This window comes from Allobosea sp. AAP35 (genome assembly GCF_001295925.1).
Taxonomy (GTDB): Bacteria; Pseudomonadota; Alphaproteobacteria; order Rhizobiales; family Beijerinckiaceae; genus Allobosea.
Window position 1 is genome coordinate 95,380 of sequence record NZ_LJHQ01000003.1, and the last position, 13,077, is coordinate 108,456.

Consider the following 13,077-nt stretch of genomic DNA (forward strand, 5'->3'; position numbering starts at 1 on the left):
CCGCCGGGCAATCGCCGGATCATGGTTGAAGTCACCCAGTGCCGGAAGCGGTTGGCGAGCGACCGTGGACTGTCTAGAACGCTCAAACCCCGCCGACGCATGCAGCGCGGCGGTTGCCACCGGGCGATGCCGACATGACCGAAATCCTGCCGCTCGAAGACGCCTTCATTCCCGAATTGCCGAACCACTACCGCGGCAAGGTCCGGGAGAATTACGACCTGCCCGACGGTCGCCGCATCCTGATCTCGACCGACCGTCTCAGCGCCTTCGACCGGGCGATCGCGGCGATTCCCTACAAGGGCCAGGTCCTGACACAGACGGCCCGGTACTGGTTTGACGAGACCGCCGACATCTGCCCCAACCATGTTCTGGAATACCCCGATCCCAACGTTGTGATCGGCACGCGGCTCGACATCCTGCCCGTCGAGATCGTGGTGCGCGGCTATCTCGCCGGCACCACCGGCACCTCGATCCTGACGATGTACAAGCAGGGCCTGCGCGAGATGTATGGGGTGCGCCTGCCAGACGGGCTGCGCGACAACCAGAAGCTGCCCGAGCCGATCATCACCCCGACAAGCAAGGCCTTCGACGGCGGCCACGACGCGCCGCTCTCGGCCGCCCATATCGTCGCCGACGGACTTCTGACCCGCGAGCAATGGGACACCGTCAGCCGCTATGCGCTGGCGCTGTTTGCGCGCGGCCAGGCGTTGGCAGCAGAACACGGGCTGATCCTGGCCGATACGAAATACGAGTTCGGCACCGACAATCACGGCACGATCGTGCTGGCCGACGAGATCCACACCCCCGATTCGAGCCGCTACTGGATGGCCGACAGCTATGGCGCGCGCTTCACGGCGGGCGAGAAGCCCGAATCCTTCGACAAGGACTTCGTCCGCAACTGGGTGGTCGCGCGCTGCGACCCCTACACGCAGGAACTGCCGGAAATCCCGCAAGAGCTGATCGCGCAGACCTCCGCAGTCTATATCCAGGCCTATGAGATGATCACCGGCCGCAGCTTCGTGCCCCCGCCCGCCGGCCAGCCGCCGCTGGACCGTATCCGCAGCAACCTGGCGCGGTTCTTTTGATCGCGAGCCGTCGTTGAGCAGGGCGACGTCCTGCACCTGCCTTCGCTGGTTCTCTCACCGTCATTCCGGAAAAGCCGCGTCAGCGGCGCTGATCCGAAACCCATCATAGAGCACTGTCGGGCCTTACGATGGATTCCGGGCCTCCGCTTCGCCGCGCCCGGAATGACGGCGTGAGGGGTAAGAGGGGTAAAGAACGAGCGCCCTCAGCCCTCGTCGTCGCGATAGCCGCCCGCGAGATGGCGGCTGCGCTCGGTCAGGGTCGAGAGCACCCGCTCGAACACCTTGAGCTCTTCCGCCGCGATCCCTTCCGTCCAGCGGGCCTGGAAGGCCAGCGCCAGCGGCACGATCTGGGCGTAGATCCGCTCGCCGGCCGAAGTCAGCGCCACGAAGGATTCGCGCCGATCCTGCCGGTTCTCGGCTCGCGAAACCAGCCCGCGCTCTTGAAGCACCGAGACCGCGCGCGAGACCTTGGTCTTGTGCATCTGCGCGAGCTCGCCGATGTCACGCGAGGTCAGCTTGCCGAATTCGCCGAGCTGCGCCACCACCCGCCACTCGGGGATTCCGATGCCGAAATGCGCGTCATAGATCCGCCCCAGCGCGCGCGCCGAATGGAAGGCGACGACGTTGAGGCGATAGGGCAGGAACTGCTCCAGCCGCAGCGGGGTCTCCGGCGGGGAGGCGGACGGTTTCGTCGTCATCTCGGTCTGCCACCTCCGGCCGTCGCGGGGTCGCTCAGCGCGCCTTCAGCCGGTTCATGAAGGAATCGAAGGACAACTCTGCCACTTGCCACCACAGCAGGTTCTCGCCCCGGAAGGCGACCATCGACTCATAGCCCTTCTTGAAGTCCGGGCTCTTCGCCGCGGTCTCGGCGTAATACTCCTCCGCCGCCTTCAGCGCCGCTTCCATCACCGGCAGCGGGAAGGGCCGCAGCTGCGCGCCCTGGCCCACGAGCCGGCGCAGGCCGCCCGGGTTCACGAAGTCGTATTTGCCCAGCATCCAGTTGTTGGCCGCCTCGCAAGCCTGTTGGACGATCGCCTGGTAGTGCTTGGGCAGTTTGGCCCAGGCCTCCTTCCCGATGATCAGGTGCAGCATCGCGCCGCCCTCCCACCAGCCGGGATAGTAGTAGTATTTCGCGACGCGGATGAAGCCGAGCTTCTCGTCGTCATAGGGGCCGACGAACTCGGCGGCGTCGATCGTGCCGCGCTCGAGGGCCGGATAGACATCGCCAGGCGCGATCTGCGTCGGCACCACGCCGAGCTTGGCCAGCACCGCCCCGCCCATCCCGCCGATGCGGAACTTCAGCCCCTTGAGATCCTCGACGCTCTTGAGTTCGTTGCGGAAGAAGCCGCCCATCTGGCAGCCGGAATTGCCGCAGGGAATTGAATAGGCGTTGAAGCGGTCGAGCACGCCGTTGACGATCTGCTCGCCACCGCCAAAATACCACCAGCTATGCTGCTGACGGGCGTTCAGGCCAAACGGAATGCCGGTGCCCAGGCCCAGCGTCGGGTCCTTGCCGATGTAGAAATAGGTCGGCGAATGCGCGCATTCGACCGTGCCCGAGGACACCGCGTCGAGCGCCTGCAGGCCGGGCACGATCTCGCCGGGCGCGAAGACCTGGATCTGGAACTTGCCGTCGGTGGCGTCGCTGACGAGCTTGGCGAAGTGCTGCGCCGTGCCGAAGATCGTGTCGAGCGACTTCGGAAAACTCGAGGTGAGCCGCCACTTCACCTCGGGCTGGGACTGGGCGAGCGCGGGCATCGCCACCGGCGTCGCTGCGGCAGCAAGCGCGCCTGTTTTCAAAAAGTCGCGACGTTTCATAAGGTGCTCCTCCCGGGGCTCTTGTTGAGCCCTTATTGGCCCGTCGCGCGAGGAATGAAAAGACATGAAACTCGCTTCGCTTCAGCACGGCCGGGATGGCCGCCTCGTCGTCGTCTCGCAGGATCTCACCCGCGCCACCGACGCCTTTCCGATCGTGCCGACGCTGCAGGCCGCCCTCGACGATTGGGATCGTCTTGCGCCACGCCTGGCCGATCTGGCGGTCAGTCTCGATCACGGATCGGTCCCCTCCTTCCGCTTTCACGAGCATGACTGCGCGGCGCCGCTGCCACGCGCCTATAGCCGGCTGGTCGTGTCGGATACGAGCGTGCCGGTGCCGATGCGCTCGGACGGCACGCTGGGTCCCCGCGAGCCCATCCGCGCTCTGGACGAAAGCGCGGGCCTCGTCGCGCAGGCCGGCCTGGCCGCCATCATGGGCGATCTGCCCGCCGGTGCGAGCCCGGCGCAGGCCTTGGCCCGGATCCACCTCGTCATGCTTTCCTGCACGGTGCGGCAGCAGGAACAGGGAGGCCCGGAGCAGGCCCTGAGCTTTTCGCCCGTGGCGGTGACGCCAGACGAGATCGATGCCGCCTGGCGGGACGGCCGCATCGACCTGCCGCTGCTGCGCCAGATCAACCAGCAGCCGCCGCAGCATGGCGAGAGCGCCGCGGCCGATCTCGCCGGCCTGGTCGCGAAAGCGGCGCGGGGGCAAACGCTCGGCGCTGGAACGATCGTCATGGCGGGCGTGCCGATGCCGCCGGCTCAGCCGCTGCGCTTTGGCGACACGATCCGGATCGAAATGAAGGACCGGGCCGGTCATTCCATCTTCGGCGCGATCGAGCAGGAGCTTCTGCCCGCCGGCTGAACCGGGCAAGACTTCGGTCTTGGCGGCGCTAAGTGCTTGGCGCCCGCCGACGCGGCGGCTACCCTGTGGCTGAAACCGCTGAAGCCTGTCGCCAGAGTTCAACGCCGCCATGATCGATCCCGTGCCGTTCTACACCGCCAGCGTGCCGCTCGCCTTCTTCGTCTGGGGGCCGGTTCTGGTGATGGTGCTATTTTGGGCTGTCGGCATCTGGTCGAGCCGGCAGGGCGTGCCGCGCATGCTGGAGAATGACTGGAACGGCTTTAACGTCGCCGATGTCGAGAAGCTCTTCGCCATGTATGGCGAGAAACATCGTGCCCGCTACCGCAACCGGGTGCTGCCGGCCGACGTCGCCTGCGCCTTCACCTATGCCATCGTCGGCGCGATCCTGATCGCTGGCCTGACGATGCGCGGCCAGCCGCTGTGGCTGGCGGCCTTGTGCGGCGGCGGCTGGCTGCTGGGCGGCCTGGCCGATGTCGCCGAGAACCTGGCCGTCGCCCGGCTGCTCGACAACTATCCCAAGGTCGAGGCCCGCGATGTCGCCTTCGCCAGCCGCGTGACGCAGCTCAAGCTGGTGCTGTTCCTGGCTGGTACGGTCGGGGCGATCATGGCGGCCTATCTGGTGTTCAAGCCGCTGGCAGCTTGAAGCTTCGCTGCTCTGGCAGGACGGGGCTGCGACAACCATATCCGGTCCGGCGGCGCGCGGCCGCAGGAGAGACGAGACCATGAAAGCCCTTGCTGCCACCGTTTCAGCTGTTCTGCTCGGCCTTGCGGCCTTTCCGGCCCCGGCTTCGGCGCAGGAAGATCTGATCTTCAAGAAATCGACTGTCTGGAAGATGCTGACGCCGGACCACAAGCTCGCGGTCTACGGTGTCGATGATCCCGTCGTCGAGGGCGTTGCCTGCCATTACACCGTCCCCGAGAAGGGCGGCGTCGCCGGCATGTTCGGCGTCGCCGAGGAGGTCTCGGAGATTTCGCTCGCCTGCCGCCAGATCGGCCAGATCAGGTTCAAGGACAAGACCGACCAGGGCGATGTCGTGTTCCGCGAGCGCCGCTCGCTGATCTGGAAGAAGATGCAGATCGTGCGCGGCTGCGACGTCAAGCGCAACGTGCTGATCTACATGGCGTATTCCGACAAGCTGATCGAGGGTTCGCCGCAGAACTCGACCTCGACCGTGCCGATCATGCCCTGGGGCGGGGTTGGCGAACCGGCGAAGTGCGCCGACTGGATCAAGTGAGGTCGATGACCTCAGCGACCTTCAGTTGAGCAGACCTCACCCCCCGCAGGTGATGACCAGCGGCTGCTCGGGGACAGCAGACGGCGTGACCTTCGCCTTCGACAGCGAGCCGGTGAAATCCTCGCGCGAGGCCAGGCCGAAAGAACTCGCCTTGGCATAGCCCTGGGCCTCGCACCAGGCATCGGCAACGATCTTGCCGCATTCCGATTTGCTGGAGATGCAATCGGCAACGCCGTAGCCGTCTCCGGCCGGGATCAGGAAGGTACGCTGGTCGCTGGGAGCGGCGTTCGTGCGGGTCGTCGGCAGGACCGAGAGGGACAGGCCCGCTCCGACGATCCCGAACAGGCCGATCAGGGCAACGGCGCGGCGCATTGGTGGCTTCCTCGTGTTCGATGGGCGCACAACCCTCGATCCGAGAGAATGGTTCCAATCGGTTAAATTAGAATGAATCAGCGGCCTTTTGATGCTGCACTGCGGCAGAAAAACGGCGCCTCTTGACGTAAGCGCCGGTCGCCGGCAAAGTTCGCACGATGACGCGAGCCCTCAACCCAATTTGCATGATTTGCCGCTAGCTTTCGCTGGCCGGCTGCTCACGTCCTCATCCTGAAACGGTAAAGACGCAACAGCGCCCCGGCCAGCGGCCAGGCCCGCCTTCGTTCGTTTTCACCGTTGACCAGGATACCCCGCTCCGATGTCGCCGACCCTGAGGCTCTACAACACGCTGACGCGGACGAAGGAGGACTTCGTCCCCGTCGATCCCGAAAATGTCCGCATGTATGTCTGCGGCCCGACGGTCTACGACTACGCTCATATCGGCAATGCCCGCCCGGTCATCGTCTTTGATGTGCTCTACCGGCTGCTCAAGCATCTCGCGAAGCAGGGCGTGTGGGATGGCGGGAAGGGTGAGACACGGGTGACCTATGCCCGCAACCTCACCGACGTCGACGACAAGATCAATGCCCGCGCCGCCCGCGATTTTCCCGGCCTGCCGCTGAACGAGGCGATCGCGAAGGTCACGCAAGCCACGACCGCGCAGTTCCACGCCGACATCGCCGCGCTCGGCTGCCTGCCGCCCGACGAGGAGCCCCGCGCCACCGACCATATCGGGCAGATGCAGGCGATCATTCACCGCCTGATCGCGCGCGGCGTCGCCTATGTGGCGGAAGAGCATGTGCTGTTCCATGTGCCCGCCGTGGCGCATCTGCGTACCGCGCCCAAATACGGTGCACTCGCGCGGCGCCCGCTCGACGAGATGATCGCCGGCGCCCGGGTCGACGTCGCCCCCTACAAGCGCGACCCGATGGATTTCGTGCTCTGGAAGCCGAGCCGCGACGGCGTCGATCCCGGCTGGCTCTGGGCCGACGGCGCGCCCGAGGGCATCACCCGTCCCGGCCGCCCGGGCTGGCACATCGAATGCTCGGCCATGTCGATGGCCAAGCTGCTCGAGCCCTTCGGCGGCGGGCTTGCCTGCGACGACCCCGCCAGGAACGTTTTCGACATCCATGGTGGCGGCATCGACCTGGTTTTTCCCCACCACGAAAACGAGATCGCGCAAAGCTGCTGCGCCTTCGGCGGTGCTGCGGGGGCGCCGCGCATGGCCAACTACTGGATGCATAACGGCTTCCTGCAGGTCGAAGGCGAGAAGATGTCGAAGAGCCTCGGCAACTTCGTCACGATCAATGAGCTGCTGGAGACGGAGACGTTTGGCGAACGGCGTTGGCCGGGTCAGGTGCTGCGCCTGGCGATGCTGAAGACGCATTACCGCCAGCCGATCGACTGGACGGTGAAGGCGCTGGAGGAGGCGCGAAATAAACTGAGATCTTGGGTTGCTTCCGTAGAATTTGCTTCGGATGAAGACACTGGGCCTTCGCTGCCATCGGGCTTCGTTGAAGCGCTTGCCGATGACCTGAATTTCTCAAAGGCGTTAGCCGTCATTGAGGCTTCGATTAAAGAAGGTGTTGGGCAGCGTTCGCTGCTTGCTATGCTGAATTTGGTTGGCATTGATCTTTGGAAGTTCAATGAGAACGAGTGGGCAAATGAGCAAGCCAGTGTGTCTGAAACACAGGTGAGCGATGAAGAGATCAAAGACCTGATCAACGCCCGCCTCGAAGCCCGCCGCGCAAAAAACTTCGCCGAATCCGACCGCATCCGCGACGAACTCGCCGCTATGGGCATCGCCCTCAAGGACGGCAAGGACCCCGTCACCGGCGAGCCGACCACGACCTGGGAGGTGAAGCGATGAGCGTCGTTGCCGACCTGCTGTCGCCTCCGAGCCTCGCGGCTGTGGCCGAGGCTCTCAACGCCTATGCGCGCCTCGTAGCGGCAGCCTATGGGGACCGCCTGGTTGGCTTGTATCTGTTCGGCAGCCGTGCTCGCGGCGACCACCATGCCGGCAGCGACGCGGATGTTGCCGTGATCCTGCACCGCTTCGAGGGCTCGGCGCTCGACGAGAAGATGCGGCTGGTCGATCTTGGCTTCGACGCGTTGACTGAGGCAGGGCTGATGATCCAGCCTTGGCCTTTCACTGAGGATGAGTGGAGCGCGCAGGAGGCACGTGGCCGCTTTGCCGGCCTGCTTGCCGCGGCACGGCGGGATGCCAAGCCGCTTGAAGGCGCGCTATGAGACCGCATCTCGAAAAGGCGCGGCAGTCCTTGCGGTCGGCCGGCCTGCTCCTGCAGGCGGCAGACTTCGATGGCGCGGTGAATCGTGCCTACTATGCCTGCTACGATGCAGCGCGGGCGGTTCTGGAGACGATCGCACATCTGGATACCCGCGAGGTCAAGACGCATGCCGGCCTCATTCGCCTGTTCAATCTCAAGATCGTGAAGCCGGGATTGATGCCGCTGGCCATTGGCCGATTGATCGGCCGCGAGGAGCAGCTGCGACTGTTCGCGGACTATGGAGACGGCGTCCAGGAGCGCGCCGAGGCAGAGTTGGCTGTCGTTCAGGCCACCGATTTCGTTACGGCATGCGCTGATCTCATCGAACGCGATGGTGGAGGGATGTCGCCATGATGTCCCCCGCCTCCCGCGAGCCCATCGTCATCGCCGATGCCGGCCCGCTCCTGCGGCTGGCGGCGGCGGGGCTGTTGCCCATGCTGGCCCGCCTCAACCGGCGCATCGTGCTGGTCGATCGCGTCGAGGACGAACTCGTCGGCGATGCGAGCAAGCCCTACGCCGCCGAGATCGCGGCCTGGATCGCGGCCGAGGGCGACGCTTTGCTGCGCGTCCAGACGATCATCGGCGAGGGCATCGCGGCGCTGAAGGCCCGCGTCCGCACGCCCGACGAGGATGCGCGGCTCAAATCCGGCCTGCGCAACTCCGGCGAACTGGCCTTGCGCGAATTCGTCGATCTCTGGCGGCCCGACAGCCTCTCCTCGGCGGTCGTGCTCTATGAGGACCGCAAGGTGCCCAACCTCTTCCTGGAGGTCGACTATCCCGTCACCCTGATGACGACGCGCGCCTTTGTGCGAACGGTCGCGTCCTGGGGGATCAATCTCGATGCGCCGGCCGCGCTGGAGGCGGTCACCGCACTCTACGATCTGAAACCCGCCATGATCGGCGATATTGATCCGCAAACGCCCGTCGATTTGCGGCGGCTACCCATCCCCCTGCAAGAAAAAGAAAACCCATGACCCCGAAAATCCGCCCCGCCGGTTCGCTCTCCGTCGCCATCAAGCTCGTCATGCTCGCCATGGTCGTGCCGCGCGTGCTCAGCTTCAAGCTGCGGCGCAAGCCGTGACCGGCCAGCGCATCCATCTCTTCGACACGACTTTGCGCGACGGCGCGCAGACCACCGGCGTCGATTTCTCGCTCGACGACAAGCGCGCGGTCGCGGGCCTGCTCGACCGGCTCGGCATCGACTATGTCGAGGGCGGTTACCCCGGCGCCAACCCGCTCGACACCGCCTTTTTCGCGGAAAAGCCGACGAAACACGCCAAATTCGCCGCTTTCGGCATGACCAAGCGGGCCGGGCGCTCGGCCGCCAACGACCCCGGGCTCAATGCGCTGCTGCAGGCAAAGGCGGATGCCATCGTCTTCGTCGCCAAGGCCTGGGACTACCATGTCCATGTCGCGCTCGAGATTTCGCTTGAAGACAACCTCGCCGGCATCCGCGAAAGCGTGGAAGCCGCCAAGGCCGCCGGCCGCGAGGTCATGCTCGATTGCGAGCATTTCTTCGACGGCTACAAGGCCAATGCCGATTACGCGCTCGCCTGCGCCCGCACAGCTTATGAGGCCGGCGCCCGATGGGTCGTGCTCTGCGACACCAATGGCGGCACGCTGCCCGACGAGATCGGTGCCATCGTCACCGCGGTGACGAAAATCGTTCCGGGCGACCATCTCGGCATCCACGCCCATGACGATTGCGGCTGCGCCGTCGCCAATTCGCTGGCCGCGATCGAGGCCGGCGCGCGCCAGATCCAGGGCACGCTGAACGGGCTGGGCGAGCGCTGCGGCAACGCCAATCTGGTGACGCTGATCGGCACGCTGAAGCTGAAGCCGCGCTATCGCGAGCGCTTCGCCATCGGCGTCGACGAGAAGCAGCTCGGCGAGCTCGCCCATGTCTCGCGCGCGCTCGACGAGATGCTCAACCGCGCGCCCAACCGCCACGCCCCTTTTGTGGGCGCCTCGGCCTTCGCCACCAAGGCCGGCATCCATGCCTCGGCCGTGCTGAAGGACCCGCGCACCTATGAGCATGTCCCGCCGGAGGCCGTCGGCAACCGGCGCAAGGTGCTGATCTCGGACCAGGGCGGCAAGTCCAACCTCGTTTCCGAACTGGAGCGCATCGGCGTCACGCTCGGCCGCGACGACCCCCGGCTCGGCCGCGTGCTGGAGGAGGTCAAGGAGAAGGAGGCGCAGGGCTACGCTTTCGAGGGCGCCGACGCCTCGTTTTATCTGCTCGCCCGGCGCATCATGGGCGAGGTCCCGGCCTATTTCGAGGTCGAGCGTTTCAAGGTCAATGTCGAGCGCCGTTACAACGCGATCGGCGATCTCGTCACCTTCTCCGAGGCGATCGTGAAGGTGAAGGTCGGCGACGATGTCCTGATCTCGGCTGCCGAGGGCGCGGCCGGCCCGGTCAACGCGCTCGACGTCGCGCTGCGCAAGGATCTGGGCCGCTATCAGTCGCTGATCTCAGGGCTTCGCCTCGTCGACTACAAGGTCCGCATCTTCCAGGGCGGCACGGACGCCGTCACCCGCGTCCTGATCGAGTCGGCGGACGAGACCGGCGAGCGCTGGACCACGGTGGGGGTGAGCGCCAACATCATCGACGCGTCGTTTCAGGCGCTTGTCGACTCGATCACCTACAAGTTGATGCGGGCCGGCGCGACGGGGTAGACCCGGCTATCCTATACGCGCCGTCATCCCGGGCGCAGCGAAGCGGAGACCCGGGATCCATTCCGGAGCCTAAACCGGAGAGGCTCCGGAATGGATCCCGGATCGGCGCGGCTTTCAACCGCTTGTCCGGGATGACGGGGAGGGTGGTGGCAGCGCTCCTCACTCCGTCAAACGAATGACCTTGTCCCTGCAGAGATTCATGTCCTCGGCGTCGCTCTCGACAGCGTCGTCGAACCGCGCCAGCACGAAATAGCTGCAGCCGGCGGGCTTGTTCAGCTTCACCGCGATGCTTTTGCCCGGTGCCAGCGGCTTGGCGATCTTGCCGACGAGGCGGGGCTGGTCGCCGCCGGTGGCGATCTCGAACAGCGTCAGCGGCACCGAACGCATATTCGTCACGGTGATCTGGGCCGGCGGCTTGGCGCTCTGGGCGGTGGCGGGCAGGGTCGCCGCCAGCAGGCCGGCGGGCAAAGCGAGCAGGCTCGCCAGAACAAGTCGGTCGATCGTCATGACTTTTTGTCCCCGATGACGCGCTTGCAGCGCTAAGCGATCTGACACCCGGCTTGGGACGGAAGCAAGGCGGCTGCGGGGCTGGGAGAATGTTGTTCTCCACCTCATGCATTCCCCGGCGAATGCGCCTATATCGACCTCCCAACCTGGAATCGTCCCAAGATGTCACCGCCTGCCGCGCCGCCACCGGCGCAGACCTTCGCGCGCTCCGCCGTGCTCCAGCCGGGCTCGGGCTTCGTGGAAACCTTCCGCGCGCTCTGGCCCTATCTCTGGCCGGCCGATCGAGCCGATCTGCGCCGCCGCGTCGTGCTGGCCTTCATCCTGCTGGTGTTGGGCCGTGTCGTGCTGATGGGCGTGCCCTTCGCCTTCAAATGGGCGACGGACGCACTCGCCAACACGCCGTCGAGCCTGGAGAACTGGCTGCCCTGGCTGGTCGGGGCGCCGCTTGCCCTGACTGTGCTCTACGGTCTCGCCCGCGTCGGCTCGGCAGCCTTCATTCAGGCGCGCGATGCGCTGTTTGCGCCCGTCTTCATGCATGCGGTGCGCACGCTGGCGCTGCAGACCTTCGGGCACCTGCACCATCTCTCGCTGCGCTTCCATCTCGAGCGCAAGACCGGCGGCCTGACGCGCGTGCTGGAGCGCGGCCGCAACGGCATCGAGGAGATGGTCCGTCTCGGCCTGAACCAGCTCGTGCCGGTGGTGATCGAGCTGATTTTGATCACCGCCGTGCTGCTGACGATCTTCAACTGGGTCTATGTCGTCGTGCTGGTGGTGATGGTCACCACCTACATGGCCTACACCATCAAGGCGACGGAGTGGCGCATCGCTATCCGCACCCAGATGAACGAATCCGACACCGACGCCAATTCGAAGGCGATCGACTCGCTGCTGAACTACGAGACGGTGAAGTATTTCGGCGCCGAGGCCCGCGAGACCGCCCGATACAACATCTCGATGGCGCGTTATGAGCGCAATTCGATCAAGGCCTACACCTCGCTCGCCTGGCTGAATTTCGGCCAGGCCGCGATCTTCGCCACGGGCCTGACGATCTCGATGGTGATGGCGGTGCAGGGCTTCCGTGCGGGCACGCTGACGGTCGGCGATTTCGTGCTGATCAACGCCATGCTGATCCAGCTCTATCAGCCGCTGAATTTCATGGGCACCGTCTATCGCGAGATCAAGCAGGCGACGCTCGACATCGAGCAGATGTTCTCTCTGATCGGCAAGGATCCCGAGATCCAGGACAAGCCGGGCGCGAAGCCCCTGGTCGTGCCAGCGGGCGAAGTCACCTTCGAGGACGTGCATTTCGCCTATATCCCCGAGCGGCCGATCCTGAAGGGCATCTCCTTCACCGTGCCGGCCGGCAAGACGATCGCCATCGTCGGCCCGTCTGGCGCCGGAAAATCGACGATCTCGCGCCTGCTCTTCCGCTTCTACGAGCCGCAGAAGGGGCGCATCCTGATCGACGGCCAGCCCATCGCCGATGTCCAGCAGGTGTCCTTGCGCGCCGCGATCGGCATGGTCCCGCAGGACACGGTGCTGTTCAACGACACGATCCGCTACAACATCGAATATGGCCGCCCCGACGCCACGGAGGCCGAGATCGAGGAGGCCGCGCGGCTTGCCCAGATCGACCGCTTCATCAAATCCCTGCCCGACGGCTACGCCACCTCGGTCGGCGAACGCGGCCTGAAGCTCTCGGGCGGCGAGAAGCAGCGCGTCGCCATCGCCCGCACGATCCTGAAAGGCCCGCCCGTGCTGGTCCTGGACGAGGCGACCTCGGCGCTCGATTCCTTCACCGAGAAGGAGATCCAGGACGCGCTGGATCTGGTCAGCCGCGGCCGCACCACGCTGGTCATCGCCCATCGGCTCTCCACCGTGATCAATGCCGACGAGATCATCGTGCTCGAAAAGGGGCTGATCGCCGAGCGCGGCAACCATGGCGAACTCCTCGCTGCCGACGGCATTTATGCCGCGCTCTGGAACCGCCAGCGCCAGGTCGACGAGGCCAAGGCGACGCTCCAGCGCGCCAGTGCCGAAGAAGAGCCGAGCGTGCGCGTGACGCTGGCGCCGTAGGGCTCTTCCTTCTCCCCTTGCGGGAGAAGGTGGCGCGCAGCGCCGGATGAGGGGTCGCACTGTGCTTCCCGTCATTGCGAGCGCAGCCGGCGTCCACTTTAAATCCGCTCGCAACTGCGGCGCGGTTTCTGCATCCTGACGGCAGGAGCCGCCAGCTC

Annotated in this window: 14 protein-coding genes; 10 read left to right on the top strand and 4 right to left on the bottom strand. The window is 65.6% G+C overall.

The window, feature by feature from the left end; genetic code table 11:
• Positions 1 to 134: 134 nt before the first annotated feature.
• A complete protein-coding gene (locus IP69_RS01475) occupies positions 135 to 1,085 on the top strand; it encodes a phosphoribosylaminoimidazolesuccinocarboxamide synthase (protein WP_054141035.1) in 951 nt (316 codons plus the stop codon).
• A 203-nt stretch (positions 1,086 to 1,288) separates the two neighbouring features.
• On the opposite strand, the gene IP69_RS01480 is transcribed toward IP69_RS01475, so the two are convergent.
• On the bottom strand, positions 1,289 to 1,783 hold the full coding sequence (locus IP69_RS01480; RefSeq protein ID WP_054141036.1) for a MarR family winged helix-turn-helix transcriptional regulator: 495 nt from the start codon (positions 1,781 to 1,783) through the stop codon (positions 1,289 to 1,291).
• A gap of 34 nt (positions 1,784 to 1,817) precedes the next feature.
• Positions 1,818 to 2,903 (bottom strand): TRAP transporter substrate-binding protein, encoded by a 1,086-nt coding sequence (locus tag IP69_RS01485; RefSeq protein ID WP_054141037.1) that lies wholly within the window; start codon positions 2,901 to 2,903, stop codon positions 1,818 to 1,820.
• A 64-nt stretch (positions 2,904 to 2,967) separates the two neighbouring features.
• On the opposite strand from IP69_RS01485, the gene IP69_RS01490 reads away from it, so the two are divergent.
• The 3 genes from IP69_RS01490 to IP69_RS01500 all read left to right on the top strand — a co-directional run bounded on the left by IP69_RS01490 (position 2,968) and on the right by IP69_RS01500 (position 5,000).
• Positions 2,968 to 3,765, top strand: a complete 798-nt coding sequence (locus IP69_RS01490) for a fumarylacetoacetate hydrolase family protein (RefSeq protein WP_054141038.1) — start codon at positions 2,968 to 2,970, stop codon at positions 3,763 to 3,765.
• Between the two features lie 109 nt (positions 3,766 to 3,874).
• A complete protein-coding gene (locus IP69_RS01495; protein ID WP_054141039.1) occupies positions 3,875 to 4,408 on the top strand; it encodes a hypothetical protein in 534 nt (177 codons plus the stop codon).
• A 79-nt stretch (positions 4,409 to 4,487) separates the two neighbouring features.
• Positions 4,488 to 5,000: a CreA family protein gene (locus IP69_RS01500; protein WP_054141040.1), complete on the top strand. Its 513-nt coding sequence runs from the start codon at positions 4,488 to 4,490 to the stop codon at positions 4,998 to 5,000.
• 36 nt (positions 5,001 to 5,036) lie between these two features.
• On the opposite strand, the gene IP69_RS01505 is transcribed toward IP69_RS01500, so the two are convergent.
• Positions 5,037 to 5,372: a hypothetical protein gene (locus tag IP69_RS01505; RefSeq protein ID WP_054141041.1), complete on the bottom strand. Its 336-nt coding sequence runs from the start codon at positions 5,370 to 5,372 to the stop codon at positions 5,037 to 5,039.
• A 319-nt stretch (positions 5,373 to 5,691) separates the two neighbouring features.
• Here IP69_RS01505 and cysS point away from each other — a divergent pair, with 319 nt between their 5' ends.
• The 5 genes from cysS to cimA all read left to right on the top strand — a co-directional run bounded on the left by cysS (position 5,692) and on the right by cimA (position 10,336).
• Positions 5,692 to 7,242: a cysteine--tRNA ligase gene (cysS, locus tag IP69_RS01510; protein ID WP_054141042.1), complete on the top strand. Its 1,551-nt coding sequence runs from the start codon at positions 5,692 to 5,694 to the stop codon at positions 7,240 to 7,242.
• Entirely contained in the window at positions 7,239 to 7,622 is a 384-nt protein-coding gene (locus tag IP69_RS01515; protein WP_054141043.1) for a nucleotidyltransferase domain-containing protein, read from the top strand. The genes cysS and IP69_RS01515 overlap by 4 nt, the downstream gene beginning before the upstream one ends.
• Positions 7,619 to 8,014, top strand: coding sequence for a HEPN domain-containing protein (locus tag IP69_RS01520; RefSeq protein ID WP_054141044.1), 396 nt, complete (start codon positions 7,619 to 7,621; stop codon positions 8,012 to 8,014). Before IP69_RS01515 ends, IP69_RS01520 begins: the two co-directional genes overlap by 4 nt.
• The gene (locus tag IP69_RS01525; RefSeq protein WP_054141045.1) at positions 8,011 to 8,634 is read left to right on the top strand and encodes a hypothetical protein; all 624 of its coding nucleotides are present in this window, start codon (positions 8,011 to 8,013) and stop codon (positions 8,632 to 8,634) included. Before IP69_RS01520 ends, IP69_RS01525 begins: the two co-directional genes overlap by 4 nt.
• Before the next feature lie 103 nt (positions 8,635 to 8,737).
• On the top strand, positions 8,738 to 10,336 hold the full coding sequence (cimA, locus tag IP69_RS01530) for a citramalate synthase (protein ID WP_054141046.1): 1,599 nt from the start codon (positions 8,738 to 8,740) through the stop codon (positions 10,334 to 10,336).
• Between the two features lie 159 nt (positions 10,337 to 10,495).
• Here the strand turns inward: cimA and IP69_RS01535 are convergent, their stop codons facing one another.
• On the bottom strand, positions 10,496 to 10,843 hold the full coding sequence (locus tag IP69_RS01535; protein ID WP_054141047.1) for a hypothetical protein: 348 nt from the start codon (positions 10,841 to 10,843) through the stop codon (positions 10,496 to 10,498).
• Between the two features lie 162 nt (positions 10,844 to 11,005).
• Here IP69_RS01535 and IP69_RS01540 point away from each other — a divergent pair, with 162 nt between their 5' ends.
• Positions 11,006 to 12,919, top strand: a complete 1,914-nt coding sequence (locus IP69_RS01540) for an ABC transporter ATP-binding protein/permease (RefSeq protein ID WP_054141048.1) — start codon at positions 11,006 to 11,008, stop codon at positions 12,917 to 12,919.
• Positions 12,920 to 13,077: the final 158 nt, after the last annotated feature.

Excerpts from the sequence above, each read along its gene's own strand:
- IP69_RS01490 (WP_054141038.1), top strand. The coding sequence starts at position 2,968 with ATGAAACTCGCTTCGCTTCAGCACGGCCGGGATGGCCGCCTCGTCGTC.
- IP69_RS01540 (WP_054141048.1), top strand. The coding sequence starts at position 11,006 with ATGTCACCGCCTGCCGCGCCGCCACCGGCGCAGACCTTCGCGCGCTCC.
- IP69_RS01525 (WP_054141045.1), top strand. The coding sequence starts at position 8,011 with ATGATGTCCCCCGCCTCCCGCGAGCCCATCGTCATCGCCGATGCCGGC.
- IP69_RS01515 (WP_054141043.1), top strand. The coding sequence starts at position 7,239 with ATGAGCGTCGTTGCCGACCTGCTGTCGCCTCCGAGCCTCGCGGCTGTG.
- IP69_RS01500 (WP_054141040.1), top strand. The coding sequence starts at position 4,488 with ATGAAAGCCCTTGCTGCCACCGTTTCAGCTGTTCTGCTCGGCCTTGCG.
- IP69_RS01475 (WP_054141035.1), top strand. The coding sequence starts at position 135 with ATGACCGAAATCCTGCCGCTCGAAGACGCCTTCATTCCCGAATTGCCG.
- IP69_RS01520 (WP_054141044.1), top strand. The coding sequence starts at position 7,619 with ATGAGACCGCATCTCGAAAAGGCGCGGCAGTCCTTGCGGTCGGCCGGC.
- IP69_RS01505 (WP_054141041.1), bottom strand. The coding sequence starts at position 5,372 with ATGCGCCGCGCCGTTGCCCTGATCGGCCTGTTCGGGATCGTCGGAGCG.
- IP69_RS01485 (WP_054141037.1), bottom strand. The coding sequence starts at position 2,903 with ATGAAACGTCGCGACTTTTTGAAAACAGGCGCGCTTGCTGCCGCAGCG.
- IP69_RS01480 (WP_054141036.1), bottom strand. The coding sequence starts at position 1,783 with ATGACGACGAAACCGTCCGCCTCCCCGCCGGAGACCCCGCTGCGGCTG.
- cysS (WP_054141042.1), top strand. The coding sequence starts at position 5,692 with ATGTCGCCGACCCTGAGGCTCTACAACACGCTGACGCGGACGAAGGAG.
- IP69_RS01495 (WP_054141039.1), top strand. The coding sequence starts at position 3,875 with ATGATCGATCCCGTGCCGTTCTACACCGCCAGCGTGCCGCTCGCCTTC.
- IP69_RS01535 (WP_054141047.1), bottom strand. The coding sequence starts at position 10,843 with ATGACGATCGACCGACTTGTTCTGGCGAGCCTGCTCGCTTTGCCCGCC.